The sequence below is a fragment of the Blastococcus sp. SYSU DS0541 genome (assembly GCF_054050875.1).
This window is the reverse complement of the sequence record NZ_JBJHAD010000001.1, coordinates 211,967-231,602: the sequence shown is the minus strand read 5'-3', so window position 1 is coordinate 231,602 and position 19,636 is coordinate 211,967. Positions and strand designations below refer to the sequence as shown.

Below are 19,636 nucleotides of genomic sequence, written 5' to 3'. Positions count from 1 at the left end.
CCCCGTCTGGTGGGATGGACGCCAGACCGGGCCGGCGACGCGGCCGGCCCGGCTCCGAGGAGGACGCCACCGTGCAGTACGCCGAGTCCGTCGTCGACCTGGTCGGCAACACCCCGCTGGTCAGGCTGTCGTCGGTGACCCGCGGCCTGGGCCCCGACGCGCCGCTGGTGCTGGCCAAGGTCGAGTACCTCAACCCCGGCGGCTCGGTGAAGGACCGGATCGCCGTGCGGATGGTCGACGCCGCCGAGGCCAGCGGTGAGCTGAAGCCGGGCGGCACGATCGTGGAGCCGACCAGCGGCAACACCGGCATCGGCCTGGCGCTGGTCGCCCAGCAGCGCGGCTACCGCTGCATCTTCGTCTGCCCCGACAAGGTCGGGCAGGAGAAGATCAACGTGCTCAAGGCCTACGGCGCCGAGGTGGTGGTCTGCCCGACCGCCGTCGACCCCGCCGACCCGCGCTCGTACTACTCGGTGTCCGACCGGCTCAGCCGGGAGACCCCCGGAGCCTGGAAGCCCGACCAGTACTCCAACCCGAACAACCCGCGCTCGCACTACGAGACGACCGGGCCGGAGATCTGGGCGCAGACCGACGGCCGCATCACCCACTTCGTCACCGGGGCCGGCACCGGCGGCACGATCAGCGGCGTCGGCCGCTACCTCAAGGAGGCCTCGGCGGGCCGGGTGCAGGTCGTCGGCGCCGACCCCGAGGGCTCGGTCTACTCCGGCGGCACCGGCCGTCCGTACCTGGTCGAGGGCGTCGGCGAGGACTTCTGGCCCAGCACCTACGACCGGGAGGTCGCCGACGAGATCGTCGCGGTCTCCGACGGCGACTCCTTCGCCATGACCCGCCGGCTCGCCCGCGAGGAAGGGCTGCTGGTCGGCGGCTCCTGCGGCATGGCCGTGGTCGCCGCACTGCGCGTGGCCGAGCGGCTCACGAAGGACGACGTCCTCGTGGTGCTGCTGCCCGACGGCGGCCGGGGCTACCTGGGCAAGATCTTCAACGACGCCTGGATGGCCGACTACGGCTTCGTCGAGGCCACCGGCGGGGAGACCGTCGGCGAGCTGCTGCACACCAAGTCCGGCGAGACGCCGACGCTGGTGCACACCCACCCGAACGAGACCGTCCGCGACGCCATCGACATCCTGCGCGAGTACGGGGTCAGCCAGCTGCCCGTGGTCCGGGCCGAGCCGCCGGTGACCGCCGGTGAGGTCGTCGGCTCCATCGACGAGAAGACGCTGCTCGACGCGCTCTTCACCGGCCACGCCTCCCTCGCCGACCGCGTGGAGAAGCACATGAGCCCGCCGCTGCCGATCGTCGGCTCGGGCGAGGCGGTCAGCGCCGCGGTGGCCCAGCTGGGGTCGGCCGACGCGCTCCTGGTGCACGTCGACGGCAAGCCGGCAGGCGTGGTCACCCGGCAGGACGTGCTCGGGCACCTGGCGGGGATCACCCCTACGGTCGGGCCATGACCGGCTTCAACACCCGCGCCATCCACGCCGGGCAGGAGCCCGACCCGGCCACCGGCGCGGTGATCCCCCCGCTGCACCTCACGACCACCTACAAGCAGGACGGCGTCGGCGGGCTGCGCGGCGGCTACGAGTACAGCCGGAGCGGCAACCCGACCCGCGACGCGCTCCAGGCGCAGCTCGCGGCGCTCGAGCAGGGCACCACGGCGCTGGCGTTCGCCTCCGGCCTCGCCGCCGAGGACGTCCTGCTGCGCACGGTGTGCCGGCCCGGTGACTCGATCGTCCTGGGCGGGGACGCCTACGGCGGGACCTTCCGGCTCATCTCCCGGGTGCTGGAGCCGTGGGGAGTCGGCTACCGGCCGATGGACCTCGGCGACCTCGACGCCGTCCGGGAGGCCTGCGCGCCGCAGACCACCCGGGTGATCTGGTGCGAGACGCCCACCAACCCGCTGCTCAACCTCGCCGACGTCGCCGCACTGGCGGGGATCGCGCGCGAGACCGGCACGGTCCTCGTCGTCGACAACACCTTCGCCTCGCCCTACCTGCAGCAGCCGCTCACCCTCGGCGCCGACGTCGTCGTGCACTCGACCACCAAGTACCTGGGTGGTCACTCCGACGTCGTCGGCGGGGCGCTGGTCACCGGCGACGCGGAGCTCGGCGAGCGGCTGGCCTACAACCAGAACGCGATGGGCGCGGTCAACGGCCCCTTCGACGCCTGGCTGCTCATGCGTGGCATCAAGACCCTCGGCGTCCGGATGGACCGGCACTGCGCCAACGCCGCGCGGATCGCCGACTTCCTGCTCGGGCACCCGGCGGTCGCCTCCGTGCTCTACCCGGGCCTGCCCGACCACCCCGGCCACGCGATCGCGGCGAAGCAGATGTCGGGCTTCGGCGGGATGCTGTCGTTCCGGCTGCGGGACGGCGAGGAGGCGGCGCTGGCCGTCTGCGAGCGCACCGGGCTCTTCACGCTCGCCGAGTCCCTGGGCGGCGTCGAGTCGCTGATCGAGCACCCGGGCCGGATGACCCACGCCAGCGCCGCCGGGTCCCCGCTGGAGGTGCCGGCCGACCTCGTGCGGCTCTCGGTCGGCATCGAGGACGCCGACGACCTCCTGGCCGACCTGGAGCAGGCGCTGGGCTGACCCTCAGGACCCCGGTGCGGTCGGCCCGACGATGAACAGCGGGTGGAAGTGCTCGACCACGGGGAACGGGTCGTAGAAGGAGTGCAGCAGGCGCCGCCACTCCTGGTATCCCGGCGAGCCGCGGAAGCCCTCGGTGTGGTCCTCGATCCTGGTCCACTCGACGAGCAGGAGGAAGACATTCTCCCGCTCCACGCACCGGGACAGCATCAGCCGCCGGAAGCCCGGTGTGGCGGAGATGATCGGGGCTGCGGACCGGAACGCCGCCTCGAACTCGTCCTCGCGGCCAGGGGTCACGGACAGCTCTGCGTGCTCGAGGATCACGGCCTGCACCGTACGGCCCGCTGGAGCGCCGCGGCGGCGGCTCTCAGCGCGGGGCGGTGAGGATCCTGGGGCCGTCCTCGGTGACCGCGACCGTGTGCTCGACGTGCGCGGCCCGGCTGCCGTCGGCGCTGCGCAGGGTCCAGCCGTCGGCGTCCACGGTGTAGTCGTCGGAGCCGCCGGCGAGGAACCAGGGCTCGATCGCGATGACCAGCCCCGCGCGCAGCGGCACGCCCCGGCCGGCGCGGCCCTCGTTGGGCACCGAGGGCGCCTCGTGCATGGTGCGCCCCACCCCGTGCCCGCCCTGGTCGGTGTTGATGCCGCACCCGCCGGCCCGGCCGACCGCGCCGATCGCGGCGGAGATGTCGCCCACGCGGTTTCCGACGACGGCCGCCGCGATCCCGGCCTCCAGCGCCCGCTCGGTCGTGGCCACCAGCGCGAGGTCCTCGGGCCGCGGCGTGCCCACCGGGAAGGTGATCGCGGCGTCGCCGACCCAGCCGTCGAGCACCGCACCGGCGTCCACGCTGAGCAGGTCGCCGTCCTCGAGGACCTCGGGGGTCGGGATGCCGTGCAGCGCGACGTCGTTCACCGACAGGCACAGCACCCCGGGGAACGGCGGGGTGGTGGACAGCGGTGCGTAGCCCAGGAAGGGCGAGGTGGCGCCGGCGTCGGCCAGGACGTCGCGGGCCACGGCGTCGAGCTGGGTCAGCCGCACGCCCGGCGCCGCGATCGCCCGCACCGCGGCGTGCATGTCGGCGACGACCGCGCCGGCGGCGCGCATCGCGTCCAGCTCGCCTGGGGTGCGGAGTTCGATCACGGTGGTCCTCCTCGGGTGCTCCCGGCAAAGCTATCCCGGCATGGCGAGGACCCCGTGGTCGTCCCCCTCGCACGCAGCGCGCGAGCCATCGGACGGGGGTGAGGAGCCCAGAGGCCCCTCCGGAGCGGTCGCTCTCTGCCCACGCCGGCGGGGCACAGACCGACTGGCCCGGGGGCAACCGGTGGCCGCCCTCGCAGCCCACGCCGTCGGGGGCGTTCGAGGACGACGCCGGCACGGTACGGAGGAGCGGGTGACCTCCCCGCGCCTGACCGTCGTCGTCGCCACCCGGAACCGGCGGGGCTCCCTGCTCCGGTCGCTCGCCCGCCTCGACGGCGACGCCCACCCGGTGGTCGTCGTCGACAACGGCTCCTCCGACGGCACGGCGACCGCCGTGCGCGCCGGGCACCCGGGCGTGACCGTGGTGGAGCTGCCGGAGAACCGCGGGGCGGTGGCCCGCACCGTCGGCGTCCAGCGGGCCGGCAGCCCCTACGTCGCCTTCGCCGACGACGACTCCTGGTGGGAGCCGGGCGCCCTCGACCGCGCCGCCGACCTGCTCGACGACCACCCCCGGGTCGCCCTGATCGCCGGCCGCGTGCGGATGGCCGCCGACGGGTCGCTCGACGCGGTCACCCGCAAGCACCGGGCCACGGTGCTGGGGACGACGCCCGGCAGCCCGGGGCCCGACGTGCTGAGCTACCCGGCCTTCGCCACGGTCGTCCGCCGGGAGGCGTACCTGTCGGTCGGCGGGTTCTCGCCGCTGCTGTTCTTCGGCGGCGAGGAGCACCTGCTGGCGCTGGACCTCGCGGCGACGGGCTGGCAGCAGAGCTACGCCGACGACGTCGCCGCCTGGCACGACCCGGCCGGTCCCCCGGTCGTCGCGCCGCAGCGGTGGGCGCTGCAGACCCGCAACGACCTGCTCGTCGACTGGCTGCGCCGCCCGCTGCCGGTGGCGCTGGCCGCGACGGGCCGGCTGGCGCGGCGGGCGCTGTCGGATCCCGCGGCGCGGGCAGCGCTGCGCGGCTGGGCCCGCCGGCTGCCCGCTGCGCTGCGGCAGCGGCGGCCCGTCCCGGCGGAGGTGGAGCGGCGGTTCGCCCTGGCGCAGCGGCCGCTCAGCGCCCCAGCCGCTCGGTGAACCACCGCCGCGCGTCCTCGCTCCCAGCGGCGCCACGGCTCCGGGACCGGGCCACCGCTCCGGCGAGCTCGCCGGACAGGCAGCGGGACAGCGCCTCGTCCAGGACCTCGGCGGTGACCTCCTCGGCGTCCAGCACCAGCGGCCACTCCAGCGCGCGCGCCTGGCCGGTGACCTTGGCACCGCCGGCGATCGGGTCGCACGCGATGACCGGTCGGTCGTGCTTGAGCCCGAGGACCAGGCCGTGCAGCCGCATGCTGACGACGGCGTCGCACCGCCGCAGCAGGGCCTCCACCTGGGCGGGGCGGCGGGGATGCGGCTTGTCGTACAGGTCGGTGTCGATCGGGAACCACGGCAGGGCCCGGGCCGCGAGCCACTCCTCGATCACGCCGCGGACCCGGTCGGCCCGGCTGCGCTCGCCGTACTCCCCCTGCACCGGGGCGAACGCCACCGCGAGCACCGGGGCATCGGCCACCGGGACCTCGATCGCGAGGTCCGGCCGGGTCACCCCCGCGGCGTCGCGTTCCCAGACGGCGTCGAACATCTCGCCGGCCGAGTCGTCGACGACGGAGACGTTGACCGCCCAGCGCCGGACGCCCGCGAACGCCGCGGTGAGCTCCGGCAGGGGCGGCAGGTCGCCGATGGGGCCGGTCGTGAAGACCAGGTGGGTGTAGTCGGCCGGGTCGACGTCCCGCCAGTGCACCCCCCGCTCCAGGTAGGGCGCCCAGGCCACGTCGTGGTCGACGCCGAGCTCGGTCAGCCAACCGGTGACGGCATCGGCTCCCAGCTCGTCGCCGACGGTGGCGATCACCTCGTCGAAACTGAACCAACCCGCCACCAGAACACGCACGACCTCCACCTTCGCAGCCGGGCGCCCGGCCGGCACCCGCTGGGAAGGGGAAGCGGGTCCGAGGGGTTGTGCCGGTCACCCCTGACCCACGAGGAGCCGCCGTGACCACCACCGACCGCGACCGCGACCTACCGGCCCTCGAGGCCGAGCGCGACCGGATCCGCGCCGCACACCTGCGCCCGGCCGGATCCCGCCCGGCCTCCACCGCCCGCGGCCTGCACCACACGGCGCTCATCAGCAGCGACGTCGAGCGGACCGTGCGCTTCTACCAGGACGTGCTCGGCTTCCCGCTGACGGAGCTGATCGAGAACCGCGACTACCCGGGGTCCTCGCACTTCTTCTTCGACATCGGGAACGGCAACCTGCTGGCGTTCTTCGACTTCCCCGGCCTGGACGTCGGGCCCTACGCGGAGGTGCTGGGCGGCCTGCACCACATGGCGATCAGCGTCGACCCGCAGCGCTGGGAGGAGCTCGTCGGCCGGCTCACCGAGACCGGCGTCGAGCACGAGGTGCACAGCGGGGTGTCGGTCTACTTCCGCGACCCCGACGGCGCCCGCATCGAGCTCATCGCCGACCCGCTCGGGGAGATGTACGGCACCAAGGTCCTGTGAAGGAGGACCCCGTCCTCCTCACCGCTCGCGGCGAGCCTCGGGACGGGGCCGTCAGCGCTCCGGATCGGCGACGAGGTCGGCGTAGTCGGGGTGCCGCTCGATCCAGCCGGCGACGAACGAGCAGCGGGGCACCACCGACCCGCCGCGTGAGCGCACCTCGTCGAGGGCGGCCCGGACCAGCGTGCTGCCCAGGCCGGACTGCCCGGCGTCCGGGTCCACCTCGGTGTGGGTGAACACCAGGGTGTCGCCGCGGCGCTCGTAGGCGGCCAGGCCCAGCACGCGGTCGCCGTCGCGGATCTCGAAGCGGTCGGACTCGGGGACGTCGGTGACGGTGGTCTCCATGCCCGCGGTCAACCTCGGGCGGGGGCCGGCTGTTCCGCCACGAGCTGCAGGGCGCGGGTCGGGCACTGCCGCACCGCCTCCTCGGCGTCGCGCAGCTCACTGCCCTCCGGGTGCGGCCGCAGGACCGTCACCGTCCCCTCGTCGCCCACCTCGAAGAGGTCCGGTGCCAGCGCCTCGCAGGCGCCGGCCCCCACGCAGCGCTCCAGGTCGGCCTCCAGGCGGCTCACGGGCGCTCCGTGAGCCGGGCCGGGAGCCGCTTGAGCCCGTTGACGAACGACGACCGGAGCTGGGCGGGCGGTCCGGTGACCTCGAGGTCGGGCAACTGCTCGAAGACCCGGGCGAAGGTGACCGCCAGCTCCCGCCGGGCAAGGTGCGCGCCCAGGCAGAAGTGCGGTCCCTTCGACCCGAACCCGACGTGCGGGTTGGGGTCGCGTGCCAGGTCGAAGCGGTGCGGATCGGCGAAGACCGCGGGGTCGCGGTTCGCGGCGGCGTAGAAGAGGAGGAACTTGTCCCCCGCGGCGAACCGGTAGCCGTTGAGCTCCCCGTCGCGGGTGGCGGTGCGCCGCATCCAGGTGATCGGGCTGGTCCAGCGCACGATCTCCTCGACCGCGGTGCGGGTCAGGCCCGGGTCGGCGACCCAGCGGGCCCGCTGGTCCGGGTGCTCCTGCAGCGCCAGCAGCCCCTGCGAGATGGCGTTGCGGGTGGTCTCGTTGCCCGCCACCAGCAGCAGGATGAAGAACGAGGCGATCTCCTGGTGGGTCAGCCGCTCGCCGTCGACGTCGGTGGTCACCAGGGCCGTCGTGAGGTCGTCCCTGGGCTGCTCCACCCGTTCCGCGGCCAGCCGCTCCATGAGCGCGGCCAGCTCGATGCCGGCCATCAGGACGCCGGTGAGCGGGTCGTCCTCGTCCTCCACGAGCTCCGGGTCGCCGCCGGAGAGGATGACGTTGGACCTGGCCAGCACCATCGCCCGGTCCTGCTCGGGCACGCCCATCATGTCGCAGATGACCCGCAGCGGGATGGGTGCGGCGAGGTCGGCGACGACGTCGAAGGTGCCGTCGCCCGCGGCCGCCTTCCGCCGGACCTGCGCCAGGACCTCGTCGACGATGCCCGCCACCGAGTCGACGACCCGCTCCAGCATCCGGGGCGTGAACGTCTTGGCCACGATGCGGCGGATCTTGGCGTGCCGCGGGTCGTCCATGCTGATCAGCGAGCCGTAGAACTCGTTGAGGTCGGCAGGGATGTCCTGGATGGACACCGCCCCCTCGCCCGAGCAGAAGACGGCGGGCTGGGAGCTGATCGCCTCGAGGTCGGCGTAGCGGGTGATCGCGTGGTAGCCCGGGCCGCTGGCCAGGTTCGGGATCTCCGGCTCGGCGAAAAAGGCGAACGGCCGCTCGGCGCGGAGCCGGTCGAAGACGGCGTGCCGCTCGGTCGGCGGGCGCGACCAGAAGTCGCGGTCGGACAGGTCGATGCCGAGGTCGGCGGCGCCCACCCTGCGCGGCTGCGGAGCGGTTCCCGGTGCTGGTGCGGCGTCGACGGACACGAGCGGTCCTCCCTGGGCGGCGTTCGTGCCTCGCACGTTAGAGAGAGTCGTGGTGACACACAACACACCTCCGCGAGACCGCCGCGGGCAGATGCGCGAAGGCCCGGTCACCAGGGTGACCGGGCCTTCGTGGTGGTAGCGGGGACAGGATTCGAACCTGCGACCTCTGGGTTATGAGCCCAGCGAGCTACCGAGCTGCTCCACCCCGCGTCGGTAGCTACCACCATACACGCCTCCGCGGCCCGCCTGCGGCGACCTCGCGCGCGGCACCACGTCGGCGACGACACTGTGGGGAGCCGCTCGTCCCTGGAGGTCCCGTGTCCCACCCCCCCGCCGGCCTGCACAACCTCGATCTGCTGGCGATCTACTGCAACGACCACCTGGCCGCCTCCACCGGGGGCATCGAACTGGTCCGGCGGATGCTGGGCGTGCACGAGGGGACCGAGTACGCGCCGAGGCTGGAACAGCTGCTCACCGAGCTCCACGAGGAGAAGGCCGCGCTGCGCGGGATCATGGAGGCCCTCGGGCTGCCGGTCCAGCGGCACAAGCAGGTCGCGCTGTGGCTCGGCGAGAAGGTGTCCCGGCTGAAGCTCAACGGCCGGGTCCTCACCCGGTCCCCCCTCAGCGACCTCGTGGAGTTCGAGTTCCTCGCCTCCGCCGTCCGGGCCAAGCGCAGCGGCTTCGAGACCCTCCGGGAAGTCGCCGACGCCGACGAGCGCCTGGACAAGGAGCTGCTCGACGGCCTGGTGGAGCAGGCCAACCGGCAGCACAGCTGGCTGACCGCGACCCGGCGCGAGGTCGCCGCCCGGGTGTTCGGCGGCAACGACCACGCCCCCGACGAGGCCGCCGGCGACTGACGGAGGTCCTCCGAGCCCCCGGAACGGGGTTTGCCGCCGGAGCCCGTCGAACACATCGGAGGGGGACCGACGGCGCCGCGGAGCGCTGCGCCGACATCGTGCGGCCGGGCCCGGCCCGCGCCGCGCCGAACGCGGGAGGTGTCTGCCGTGCGCGGAACGGGAGCAGCCGGGGGCGGCCGGGTCGTCGTCGTGACCGGGGCCAGCGGTGGGATCGGCCGGGCCACCGCGGTCGCCTTCGCCCGGAGGGGTGACCGGGTGGCCCTGCTGGCACGGGGCGAGACCGGCCTGGCCGGAGCCGCGGCGGACGTCCGGGCCGCCGGCGGGACCCCGCTGGTGATCCCGGTCGACGTCGCCGACGCGGCCGCCGTGGACGCCGCGGCGAGCCGGGTCGAGCACGAACTCGGGCCGATCGAGGTCTGGTGCAACGTCGCGTTCAGCACGGTCTTCGCGCCGTTCGAGCAGATCACCGCCGCCGAGTGGGAGCGCGTCACCCAGGTCACCTACCTGGGCTTCGTGCACGGGACGATGTCGGCGCTGCGGCGGATGAAGCCCCGCGACCGCGGCGTCATCGTGCAGACCGGCTCGGCGCTCGCCTACCGCGGCATCCCCCTGCAGAGCGTCTACTGCGGCGCCAAGCACGCCATCAAGGGCTTCACCGAGTCGCTGCTCACCGAGCTCCGGCACGACGGCAGCAACGTGCACGTGACGATGGTGAACCTGCCCGGCGTCAACACCCCGCAGTTCGACTGGGTGCTCAACAAGCTTCCCGAGCGTCCCCAGCCGGTGCCGCCGATCTACCCCGTCGACATGATGGCCGAGGCGATCGTCCACGCCAGCGAGCACCCGCGGCGGCGCGCGTGGTGGGTCGGCAACCCGACGGTGTGGACGATCCTCGGCAACAAGGTCTGGCCGCAGTTCCTGGACCGCTACCTGGCCCGCAACGGCTACGACGGGCAGCAGCGGGGCGAGAAGGCCTCGCCCGACGACCCGGTGAACCTGTGGGAGCCGGCCGACGGGCGCGATGGGCGGGACTTCGGGGCGCAGGGCAGCTTCCGCCACCGGACCCGCTCCTGGGACCCGCAGATCTGGGCCGGCCGACACCACGGCACGCTGGCCGCGCTCGGCGCCGGGGCAGTCGCCTCGGGGCTGGCCGCGTGGCGCCGTACCCGCTGACGATGGCGCCACGGATCGAGGACTACGCGGTCATCGGTGACCTGCAGACCGCTGCGCTCGTGGGCCGCGACGGGTCGATGGACTGGTTGTGCCTGCCCCGGTTCGACTCCCCCGCCTGCTTCGCCGCGATGCTCGACGACGAGCGGGCGGGGCGCTGGCAGCTCGGCCCGGCCGACGGGGCACCGTGCACCCACCGGCGCTACCGCGGTGACTCGCTGATCCTGGAGACCGTGTGGGAGACCGCCGAGGGCACGGTCCGCGTCGTCGACCTCATGCCTGTCCGCGGCGAGGGGGCCGAGGTCGTCCGGCTCGTCGAGGGGCGGTCCGGCCGGGTCCGCATGCGGTCGGAGCTGCGCCCCCGGTTCGACTACGGGCACGTGCGGCCCTGGGTTCACGAGGACGACGACGGCGACCTGGTGGCGATCGCCGGGCCCGATGCGGTGTGGCTGCGGACACCGATCGCGCAGGAACGGCGGGGCGGGACGGCGATCGCCGAGTTCGAGGTCGCCGGCGGGGACCGGGTGCCGTTCGTCCTGAGCCACGGCCCCTCGTACCGGCCGCGCCCCCGTCCGGTCGCGGCCGACCGGGCCCTGGCCGACACCGAGGCCTTCTGGGCCGACTGGGTCGCCCGCTCGAACTACACCGGCCGCTGGGGGGAGGACGTCCGCCGTTCACTGGTCACCCTCAAGGCGCTGACCTACGCACCGAGCGGCGGCATCGTGGCCGCGGCCACCACGTCGCTGCCCGAGGAGCTCGGGGGCGTGCGGAACTGGGACTACCGCTTCACCTGGCTCCGGGACGCGACCTTCACGCTGCAGGCGCTCCTCGGCTGCGGGTACGTCGCCGAGGCCAGGGCGTGGCGCGACTGGCTGCTGCGGGCCGTGGCCGGCGACCCCGCCGAACTCCGCATCATGTACTCCCTGGACGGCACCCGGAGGCTGCCCGAGCAGGAGCTGACCTGGCTGGCCGGGTACGAGGGCTCCCGGCCGGTCCGCGTCGGGAACGCCGCCGCGGGCCAGTTCCAGCTGGACGTCTGGGGGGAGGTCCTCGTCGGGCTGCACCTCGGCCGGTTGGCCGGTTTGCCCAGCACGGAGGACGCCTGGGCGCTGCAGCGCGGGCTGATGGACTTCCTGGAGTCCCACTGGGACGAGCCCGACCACAGCCTCTGGGAGGTCCGGGGGCGGCCTCGCCACTTCGTGCACAGCAAGGTCATGGCCTGGGCAGGTGTCGACCGGGCCGTCCACGCGGTGCAGGACCTCGGGCTCGACGGGCCGCTGGACCGCTGGCGGGCCCTCCGGGCGGAGATCCACGCCGACGTCTGCGCCCGGGGGTACGACGCCGAGCGGGGGACGTTCACCCAGTTCTACGGCTCGCGCGGGCTCGACGCGGCCCTGCTGCTCATCCCGCGGTTCGGTTTCCTGGACTGGGGTGACCCCCGCGTCGTCGGCACGGTGGAGGCCGTGCAGCGGGAACTGTCCGAGGACGGTCTCCTGCTGCGCTACCGGACCGGCACCGACGGCGGGGTGGACGGCCTGCCTGGCGCGGAGAGCACCTTCCTCGCCTGCAGCTTCTGGCTCGTCGACGCCCTTGCCGGGATCGGTCGCCGCGCGGAGGCCGAGCAGCTGTTCGAGCGCCTGCTGGGGCTGCGCAACGACGTGGGCCTGCTCAGCGAGGAGTACGACACCGCGTGCGGCCGCCACATGGGCAACACCCCGCAGGCGTTCAGCCACGTCGGGCTGGTCAACGCCGCGCGCCACCTCAGCGGCACCCACCCGGCCGAGGAGCCCGACGGGCACCCCACCGGGATGGGGTAGGCCGGCGGCCGTCCCCGGGGGCGACCGCGCCGCTCAGGACCCGGCGTCGGCGGCCGCGGCGTCCCGGGCGGCCGCGCGCGCCCGCTGGGGCTCGACGGTGTACCGGGGGTCCTTCGCGCTGGCCATGCCGGCGTCGAAGACGCCGAACCGGGTGAGCGCCGAGCCGGCCGCCAGGAGTGCCCCACCGAGCACCGCCGGCACCCGCCGTCGGCCGGCGGCCAGCGTCAGCGCCGTCCCGGTCACCGTGCAGGCGCGCGCGACCTCCAGCAGCCGCCCCGCGCGGCCGGTGCGGTACGGCTCGCTCACCACGCCGTGCCCGTGCTCCACCCGGTGCATCGCCGCCAGCTCGATCACCGCCCCCGTCACGGCCACCTGCCGGGCCGGCCCGGACTCCTCCGCGGGGGTGAGGGCGGCGGCGATCCCGCCGCCCGCAGCCATCGCCGAGCCGGCGAACGCGAACGGCAGCTCCCGGTGCGCCTCGTGCCAGGAGGGCACCGCGGTGTCGGCGAGCAGCGCCGCGGTGTAGGTCGTCATCGGCCCGCCGAGCACCGCCGCGCCCACCCCGGTGAGCAGCCGCAGACGCGGGAAGCGGTCCAGCAGGTGCGCGCCGGCCGTGGCTGTGGCGAGCGCGCTGAACGGCGCCAGCACCCAGGAGCCCACCGACAGCGGCGAGGTCGGCTTGAAGACCCGCAGCATGTTGAGGAAGCGCGCGGGTCGCCCCAGGTCGTGGATCAGGTAACCCACCGAGGTGAGCGCCGCACCGCCTGCGGTCAGGTGCGCGGCCCGCGAGAGGGCCGGCCGGCCGGTCAGCTCGGCCATCGTCCCCAGCAGGGCCGAGGTCCCCGCCGCCCCACCGAGGAAGAGGTACAGCGGCACGTCCGGGGTCTTCCACACCGGCGGCTTGATCACCGGTCGCCCGTAGTAGGAGGTGAACTCCGCTTCCCCCACCACGGACTCGCCGGGCCGCGGCGGGCGGCCGCCCGCACGGCGCCGCCGCTCCCGGTCCTGCGCCGGTGGGCCGTCCGCCCGGCGCCAGCCCTCCCCCGGGACGCCCTCGGCCGCGGTCACCGGCGTCGCCCCGCGAAGGCCGAGGCCACCAGTCCCACGACCATCGCCGCGCCCGCGGCGACGTGCCGCCACATGGACGGCAGGTCGCGCGTGGTCACCACCGGATCCGGTGGCAGCCCGTAGACCTCGGGCTCGTCGAGGAGCAGGAAGAAGGCGCCCGCTCCCCCGACCCCGTCGGCGTCGTCGTGCCCGTACAGCCGGGCACCCTCGACGCCCTTGTCCTGGAGCGCCGCCAGCCGCGCGTCGGCACGGGCCCGGAGCTGGTCGAGGTCGCCGAACTGGATCGACTCGGTCGGGCAGGCGCTGGCGCACGCGGGCTGCAGGCCGTCGGTCAGCCGGTCGTAGCAGAGGGTGCACTTGAACACCCGGCCGTCGTCCTGCCGCTGGTCGATGACGCCGTAGGGGCAGGCAGGCACGCAGTAGCCGCAGCCGTTGCAGATGTCCTCCTGCACCACCACGGTGCCGAACTCGGTGCGGAACAGCGAGCCGGTGGGGCAGACGTCCAGGCAGGCGGCGTGGGTGCAGTGCTTGCAGACGTCGGAGCTCATCAGCCACCGGATCTCCCGGCCCGCCGACGGCGTCTGCTGCGGTGCGCTCTGCTCGGCCGTGGTCGCCGAGGCGGGCACCCGCGAGTGGACGACGGGTGGGTCCTCCAGCGGCCGCTGACCGCCGGCCGTCCCCGGCGCCCCCACCGTCGGCATCGGGAGGTCGACCGCACGGCTCTGCTCGACGAAGGCGACGTGCCGCCAGCTGTTGGCGCCCAGCATGCCGGTGTTGTCGTACGACGCCCCGGTCAGCCCGAGCTCGGCGCGGTTGCCCTCCGCGTCGTCCATCGGGAGCGTGTTCCACTCCTTGCACGCCACCTCGCAGGCCTTGCAGCCGATGCACACCGACGTGTCGGTGAAGAAGCCGACCCGCGGCGGGTGGTCGTCGGCCCCGTCACCAGAGCCGTAGCCGCGCTCGCCGGCGACGTCCGGCACCGGCCCGAAGAGCCGGTTGTGCGGGTCGTCGCCGGAGAACGCGGTGCTGGCCGAGCTGATCGTCGTCATGACCGCTCCTCGATCGGGGCCCGCCCGTTGGGGCCGAGCCGTCCGCTCGCCACCCCGGCCCGGCGGCGGTGCTCCTCGACGAACTCGACCAGCGCGGGGCCGCGGGGCCGGCGACCGGGCCGGATGTCGCAGGTGGCCACCTTGGACTCCTGGATGTGCACGTTGGGGTCCATCACCACACCGAGCAGCTCGTTGGCGGAGTCGCCGGTCGTGATGCCGTTCTGGCCCCAGTGGTACGGGATCCCGATCTGGTGGACCTCGCGGCCGGCGACCCGCAACGGGCGCATCCGCTCGGTGACCAGCACCCGCGCCTCGATGGCGTTGCGCGCGCTCACCAGCGTCGCCCACCCCATGTGCTCGAGGCCGCGCTCCGCGGCCAGCTGGGGGCTGACCTCGCAGAAGAACTCGGGCTGCAGCTCGGCGAGGTAGGGCAGCGTGCGGCTCATCCCGCCCGCCGTGTGGTGCTCGGTGAGCCGGTAGGTGGTGACGACGAACGGGAAGGTCTCGTCCAGCGCCGGGTTGGCGCGGTTCCAGGCACCCCGCAGCTCCTTGCGGGCCGGGTTGGCCTGCTGCTCGTACAAGGGGTTGGGCACCGGCGACTCGGCCGGCTCGTAGTGGGTCGGCATCGGCCCGTCGGCCAGCCCGGCCGGCACGAAGAGCCACGCCTTCCCGTCGCCCTGCATGATGAACGGGTCGGTGCCGGCCAGCGCGTCCTCGGCCGTGGCGCCCTCGTCGGGTACGAAGTCGGGCCGCTTGGTGGCCTGGAAGTCCGGGACGTCGGGGCCGGTCCACTCCTGCGCATCCTCGTCCCAGTAGACGTACTTCTTGCGCTCGCTCCAGGGCCGGCCCTCGGGGTCGGCGGAGGCGCGGTTGTAGAGCACGCGGCGGTTCATCGGCCACGCCCAGCCCCACTCCGGCGCCACCAGGTCCTGCTCCGTGTGCGGCTTCTTGCGGTTGGCCTGGTTCACCTCGTCGGCGAAGACGCCGGAGTAGATCCAGCAGCCGCACCTGGTCGACCCGTCGTCCGCGAGCTCGGTGTACCCGGAGACCGCCGTGCCGTCCGGCCCGGTGCCGCTGATCTCCCGGAGCACCGCGTGCGCGCTGGGCTCGTCCAGCGGTCCGTGGGTCGGGTAGTCCCAGGTGAGCTCGAGGATCGGCCGGTCCCGGGGGTCGGTGGAGCCGGCCAGCTTCTCGCGGATGATCCGGCCGAGGTGGAAGTAGAACCACAGGTCGCTGCGGCAGTCCCCCGGCGGCTCCACGGCCTGGGAGTGCCACTGCAGCAGCCGCTGGGTGTTGGTGAACGAGCCGTCCTTCTCCACGTGCGCCGCCGCGGGCAGGAAGAAGACCTCGGTCGGGATCTGCTCGGTGACCAGCTCACCGGTCTCGATCTCCGGGCCGTTCTGCCAGAACGTCGCCGACTCGATCATCTGCAGGTCGCGGACGACGAGCCACTCGAGGTTGGCCAGGCCGAGACGGGACATCTTGCCGTTGGCGTTGCCGACCACGGGGTTCTCCCCGACCAGGAAGTAGCCGGGCACGCTGCCCTGGATCTGCTCGGCGATCGTCGTGTAGTTGCTGTGGTCGCCGGTCAGCCGGGGCAGGTGGTCGAAGCAGAAGTCGTTCTCCGGCTGCGCGGCGTCGCCCCACCAGGCTTTCAGCAGGTTGACCGTGTACGTCCGCATGTTGCCCCAGTAGCCGACGGAGCCCGAGGCCTCCGCGACGAAGTCGTCGAGGTCGCGGTCCTCGCGGGCGTGGGGCATGGGGATGTAGCCCGGGAGGATGTTGTAGAGGGTGGGGATGTCGGTGGACCCCTGGATGCTCGCGTGCCCGCGCAGCGCCAGGATGCCGCCACCCGGGCGGCCCATGTTGCCCAGCAGCGCCTGCAGCACGCCGGCCGCGCGGATGTACTGGACGCCGACGGTGTGCTGCGTCCAGCCCACCGAGTAGACGAAGGCGCTGGTGCGCTCCCGCCCGGAGTTGCTGGTGAGCGCGTCGGCGACCTTCAGGAAGACGGCCGGCTCGATGCCGCACACCTCGTGGACCAGCTCCGGGGTGTAGCGCGCGTAGTGGCGCTTGAGCACCTGGAAGACGCACCTCGGGTGCTGCAGGGTCTCGTCCCGGCGGGGCTTCCCGCCCACGGGGATCCCGCCGCTCCCCGCCTGCTCCGAGCCGCCCTCGGAGTGCTCCTCGGCGTCCGGCGCGTCGGCCTGCCCGCCGCCCGACGCGCCCGACGCCCCCGGCTTGGGTGCCTGCCGCTGCCCCGCGGCAGCGGTCACGGACGTGCCCTCGTACTGCCACGTCGTCTCGTCGTACTGCCCGTTCTCCGCGTCGTAGCCGGAGAACAGCCCGTCGAGGTCCTCGGTGTCCTGGAAGTCCTCCCGCAGGATGGCCGCCGCGTTGGTGTAGGCGGCGACGTATTCGCGGAACTCCAGGCCGTTCTGCAGGACGTGGTTGATCAACCCGCCGAGGAAGGCGATGTCGCTGCCCGCCCGGAGGGGGACGTGCAGGTCGGCCAGCGCGCTGGTGCGGGTGAACCGCGGGTCGACGTGGATGACCGTCGCGCCGCGCGCCTTGGCCTCCATCACCCACTGGAAGCCCACCGGGTGGGCCTCGGCCATGTTGGAGCCCTGGATGACGATGCAGTCGGAGTTGGCCAGGTCCTGCTGCGGCATCGTCGCCCCGCCGCGACCGAACGTGGTCCCCAGACCGGGGACCGTGGAGGAGTGCTATATGCGCGCCTGGTTCTCGACCTGCACCGCGCCCAGCGCGGTGTAGAGCTTCTTCATGAGGTAGTTCTCCTCGTTGTCGAGGGTCGCCCCTCCGAGGCTCGCTATCCCCATGGTCCGGTTGACCCGCTTGCCGTCGACCTCGTCCTGCCAGGTCTCGCGGCGGGTGCGGATCACCCGGTCGGCGATCATGTCCATCGCCGTGTCGAGGTCGAGGTCCTCCCACTCCGTCGCGTGCGGCCGGCGGTACCGGACCGTGGTCTGGCGGGTGGGGCTGGTGACCAGGCTCTTGCTGGCCGCGCCCTTGGGGCAGAGCCGGCCGCGGCTGATCGGCGAGTCGGGGTCGCCCTCGATCTGGGTGACCTTCTCGTCCTCCACGAACACCCGCTGGCTGCAGCCCACCGCGCAGTAGGGGCAGACGCTCTGCACGACCCGGTCCGCGGTGGCCGTGCGAGGGGTGAGGGCGTCGGTCCGCCTGCTGCGCACGGCGTCCCCGCGACCGAGGGGGTCATCGCCGGTGAGCTGCCGGACCACCGGCCACGCGTCGAGCCAGGTCTTCACGAGCACCTCCTGCAGGGCCCGTCCGGCCGGAGGCGGACGGGGTGCCGGGGTGTGCAGGCACGGTCTCCGGTCGCACACCTCGGCCCGTTCGGCTGCCGCTCCCGACCCTAGCCACCGGCCCGTGGACCTGCACGTCCGCGCGCCCTCCCGCCGTCGCCGGCTGGCCGGTGGCGGGGCCCTCCCCCAGCATGGGGTCGGTGAGCGGGAAGCCGGATGCCGTCGTCGTCGGTTCGGGGCCCAACGGGCTGGCGGCGGCGCTGCGGCTGGCCGCCGCCGGTCTCCGCGTGCAGGTCGTCGAGCGGAACCCGCGGCCCGGTGGCGGGCTCCGCACGGCCGAGCTGACCCGGCCGGGCTTCGCCCACGACGTGTGCGCGTCGGTGCACCCGATGGCCGCCGCGGCGCCCTTCTTCCGGGAGTTCGACCTCGCCGCCCGGGGGGTGCGGCTGCTCTCGCCGGAGATCCCCTACGCGCACCCGTTCGACGGGGGGCGCGCCGCGGTCGCCCACCCGTCGCTGCAGGAGACCGCCGCGGGTCTCGGACCGGACGGCCCCGCCTACCGCCGCCTCCTGGAGCCCCTGGTCGAGCACGCGGACGACGTCGTCGACTACGTCCTCGGCAGCGCCTTCCGCCGGGTGCCCACCCAGGGCATCCCGGCACTGGCCTGGTTCGCCGCCAACGGGCTGCCGGACATCGGCCGGCTCACGCGGCTCTGGTTCCGCACGGACGAGCCACGGGCCCTGCTCGCCGGCGCCGCGGCCCACGGGATGCTGGAGCTCGACCGGATGATCACCGGGGGGCTCGGGCTGCTGCTGGGCATGCTCGCCCACCACCGGGGCTGGCCGCTGGTGGAGGGCGGCTCGCAGCGCCTCGCCGACGCCATGGTGAACGCGCTGGAGGAGCAGGGAGGCGAGCTGGTCACCGGGCACGAGGTGACCGACCTGCGGGAGTTCGACGGCGTGCCCGCCGTCCTGCTCGACACCACGCCGTCGGCGTTCGTCCGCATGGCCGGTGACCGCGTGCACGAGGGCTACCGGCGGTGGGTCGGCAGGTACCGCGGCGGCCCCGGGGTGTTCAAGGTGGACTGGGCGCTGTCGGAGCCGGTGCCCTGGACCGACCCCGACGTCCGGCGCGCCGGCACCGTGCACCTGGCGGGCACCCTCGAGGAGACGGTCGCCGCCGAGTCGGCGCCGGCCGAGGGGCGGCACGTGGAGCGACCGTTCGTGCTGGCCGCCCAGCCCACCGTCGTCGACCCGACGCGCGCGCCCGCCGGCAGGCACGTGCTGTGGGCCTACGTGCACGTGCCCCCGGGCTCGGAGGTCGACATGACCGAGCGCATCGAGGCGCAGGTCGAACGCTTCGCCCCCGGCTTCCGGGACACGGTCCTCGACCGGCACACCACGAGCCCGCGGGAGCTGGAGGCGCACAACCCCAACGACGTCGGCGGCGACATCTCCAACGGGCTGGCGTCCCTGTGGCAGATGCTCGCCCGCCCCGTGCCCCGCTGGAACCCCTACCGGACCCCGGTCCCCGGCACCTACCTCGCGTCGGCGGCCACCCCGCCCGGGCCCGCCGTGCACGGCATGTGCGGGGACAACGCGGCCCGCGTCGCGCTGCGGGAGGTCTTCGGGGTGCGGACGGCCCCGCCGCTGCGACCGCCCGCGGCCTGACGGCCCGGCTCGGTGCCCCGGGTTCGGGGCCCGGGGACGCCGGGTAGCGGACGTGGTGCCGCACCGGTCCACCCGCCCGAGCGCGAGGAGCACCCCATGAGCGAGCCGAACCGGAACACCTCCACCAGCGATCTGCTCCAGTCCCTGAGCGCCGAACTCTCGACCCTCGTCCGGCAGGAGCTGCAGCACGCCCAGGCCGAACTCGCGGGGAAGGCGCGGCAGGCCGGCCGCGCCGGCGCGCTCCTCGGGGCCGCCGGCGTCCTCGGGGCGATGGCCGTCGGCAGCTCGGCCGCCCTGCTGCTGCGCCTCCTGGACCGGACCGTCAGCCCCACGACCTCCGCCGCGCTGACGACCGGGCTGCTCGCCGGTGGCGCCGGCGCGCTGACCGCCGGCGCCCTGGCGGAGCTCCGCCGGGCGTGGCCGCTCGTCCCCGACGAGGTGGTGGACAGTCTCCGCGAGGACCTCCGCGCCGCCACGGCCACCGAGCGCCCCCCGGCCGGCTGAGCCTCCGG

The 19,636-nt window shown here is 74.3% G+C and carries 17 protein-coding genes, 1 tRNA gene and 1 pseudogene; 9 read left to right on the top strand and 10 right to left on the bottom strand.

All coding sequences use genetic code 11. From position 1 onward, the window contains the following. Positions 1-14: 14 nt before the first annotated feature. Together ACI794_RS01060 and ACI794_RS01055 are read left to right on the top strand one after the other, a co-directional pair. Positions 15-1,466 carry a cystathionine beta-synthase gene (locus tag ACI794_RS01060; protein ID WP_456602086.1) on the top strand — a complete coding sequence of 484 codons (1,452 nt, stop codon included), beginning with the start codon at positions 15-17 and terminating at the stop codon, positions 1,464-1,466. Beyond that, positions 1,463-2,602 carry a cystathionine gamma-synthase gene (locus tag ACI794_RS01055; RefSeq protein WP_456615502.1) on the top strand — a complete coding sequence of 380 codons (1,140 nt, stop codon included), beginning with the start codon at positions 1,463-1,465 and terminating at the stop codon, positions 2,600-2,602. Before ACI794_RS01060 ends, ACI794_RS01055 begins: the two co-directional genes overlap by 4 nt. Before the next feature lie 3 nt (positions 2,603-2,605). On the opposite strand, the gene ACI794_RS01050 is transcribed toward ACI794_RS01055, so the two are convergent. Beyond that, entirely contained in the window at positions 2,606-2,923 is a 318-nt protein-coding gene (locus ACI794_RS01050; RefSeq protein ID WP_456615501.1) for an antibiotic biosynthesis monooxygenase family protein, read from the bottom strand. A gap of 43 nt (positions 2,924-2,966) precedes the next feature. After that, a complete protein-coding gene (gene map / locus ACI794_RS01045) occupies positions 2,967-3,737 on the bottom strand; it encodes a type I methionyl aminopeptidase (RefSeq protein ID WP_456579235.1) in 771 nt (256 codons plus the stop codon). Positions 3,738-3,987: 250 nt separating this feature from the next. Here map and ACI794_RS01040 point away from each other — a divergent pair, with 250 nt between their 5' ends. Beyond that, positions 3,988-4,869: a glycosyltransferase family 2 protein gene (locus tag ACI794_RS01040; protein WP_456615500.1), complete on the top strand. Its 882-nt coding sequence runs from the start codon at positions 3,988-3,990 to the stop codon at positions 4,867-4,869. Here ACI794_RS01040 and ACI794_RS01035 read toward each other — a convergent pair. Then, positions 4,847-5,716 carry a polysaccharide pyruvyl transferase family protein gene (locus tag ACI794_RS01035; protein ID WP_456602082.1) on the bottom strand — a complete coding sequence of 290 codons (870 nt, stop codon included), beginning with the start codon at positions 5,714-5,716 and terminating at the stop codon, positions 4,847-4,849. The genes ACI794_RS01040 and ACI794_RS01035 overlap by 23 nt on opposite strands. 101 nt (positions 5,717-5,817) lie before the next feature. On the opposite strand from ACI794_RS01035, the gene ACI794_RS01030 reads away from it, so the two are divergent. After that, positions 5,818-6,327: a VOC family protein gene (locus tag ACI794_RS01030; protein WP_456602081.1), complete on the top strand. Its 510-nt coding sequence runs from the start codon at positions 5,818-5,820 to the stop codon at positions 6,325-6,327. Positions 6,328-6,378: 51 nt separating this feature from the next. Here the strand turns inward: ACI794_RS01030 and ACI794_RS01025 are convergent, their stop codons facing one another. The 4 genes from ACI794_RS01025 to ACI794_RS01010 all read right to left on the bottom strand — a co-directional run bounded on the left by ACI794_RS01025 (position 6,379) and on the right by ACI794_RS01010 (position 8,419). Beyond that, complete coding sequence (locus ACI794_RS01025) at positions 6,379-6,669, bottom strand: GNAT family N-acetyltransferase (RefSeq protein WP_456602080.1); 291 nt, start codon at positions 6,667-6,669, stop codon at positions 6,379-6,381. Between the two features lie 8 nt (positions 6,670-6,677). Then, on the bottom strand, positions 6,678-6,896 hold the full coding sequence (locus tag ACI794_RS01020; protein ID WP_456602079.1) for a ferredoxin: 219 nt from the start codon (positions 6,894-6,896) through the stop codon (positions 6,678-6,680). After that, positions 6,893-8,158 carry a cytochrome P450 gene (locus ACI794_RS01015; RefSeq protein WP_456602078.1) on the bottom strand — a complete coding sequence of 422 codons (1,266 nt, stop codon included), beginning with the start codon at positions 8,156-8,158 and terminating at the stop codon, positions 6,893-6,895. The genes ACI794_RS01020 and ACI794_RS01015 overlap by 4 nt, the downstream gene beginning before the upstream one ends. A gap of 184 nt (positions 8,159-8,342) precedes the next feature. After that, a tRNA-Met gene (locus ACI794_RS01010) sits at positions 8,343-8,419 on the bottom strand. 107 nt (positions 8,420-8,526) lie between these two features. On the opposite strand from ACI794_RS01010, the gene ACI794_RS01005 reads away from it, so the two are divergent. The 3 genes from ACI794_RS01005 to ACI794_RS00995 all read left to right on the top strand — a co-directional run bounded on the left by ACI794_RS01005 (position 8,527) and on the right by ACI794_RS00995 (position 12,053). Further along, positions 8,527-9,066 carry a hypothetical protein gene (locus ACI794_RS01005; protein WP_456602077.1) on the top strand — a complete coding sequence of 180 codons (540 nt, stop codon included), beginning with the start codon at positions 8,527-8,529 and terminating at the stop codon, positions 9,064-9,066. Positions 9,067-9,213: 147 nt separating this feature from the next. Continuing rightward, entirely contained in the window at positions 9,214-10,239 is a 1,026-nt protein-coding gene (locus ACI794_RS01000) for an SDR family oxidoreductase (RefSeq protein ID WP_456602076.1), read from the top strand. 2 nt (positions 10,240-10,241) lie between these two features. Next, positions 10,242-12,053: a glycoside hydrolase family 15 protein gene (locus tag ACI794_RS00995; RefSeq protein ID WP_456615499.1), complete on the top strand. Its 1,812-nt coding sequence runs from the start codon at positions 10,242-10,244 to the stop codon at positions 12,051-12,053. 33 nt (positions 12,054-12,086) lie between these two features. On the opposite strand, the gene nrfD is transcribed toward ACI794_RS00995, so the two are convergent. The 3 genes and pseudogenes from nrfD to fdh all read right to left on the bottom strand — a co-directional run bounded on the left by nrfD (position 12,087) and on the right by fdh (position 17,463). Continuing rightward, positions 12,087-13,121, bottom strand: a complete 1,035-nt coding sequence (gene nrfD, locus ACI794_RS00990; RefSeq protein WP_456602074.1) for an NrfD/PsrC family molybdoenzyme membrane anchor subunit — start codon at positions 13,119-13,121, stop codon at positions 12,087-12,089. Continuing rightward, complete coding sequence (locus tag ACI794_RS00985) at positions 13,118-14,170, bottom strand: 4Fe-4S dicluster domain-containing protein (RefSeq protein WP_456615498.1); 1,053 nt, start codon at positions 14,168-14,170, stop codon at positions 13,118-13,120. Before ACI794_RS00985 ends, nrfD begins: the two co-directional genes overlap by 4 nt. Next, positions 14,167-17,463: pseudogene (fdh, locus tag ACI794_RS00980) on the bottom strand (formate dehydrogenase). Before fdh ends, ACI794_RS00985 begins: the two are co-directional and overlap by 4 nt. Before the next feature lie 182 nt (positions 17,464-17,645). On the opposite strand from fdh, the gene ACI794_RS00975 reads away from it, so the two are divergent. Both ACI794_RS00975 and ACI794_RS00970 read left to right on the top strand, forming a co-directional pair. Continuing rightward, positions 17,646-19,124, top strand: a complete 1,479-nt coding sequence (locus tag ACI794_RS00975) for a phytoene desaturase family protein (RefSeq protein ID WP_456602072.1) — start codon at positions 17,646-17,648, stop codon at positions 19,122-19,124. A gap of 96 nt (positions 19,125-19,220) precedes the next feature. Beyond that, positions 19,221-19,628: a phage holin family protein gene (locus tag ACI794_RS00970; RefSeq protein WP_456602071.1), complete on the top strand. Its 408-nt coding sequence runs from the start codon at positions 19,221-19,223 to the stop codon at positions 19,626-19,628. Positions 19,629-19,636: the final 8 nt, after the last annotated feature.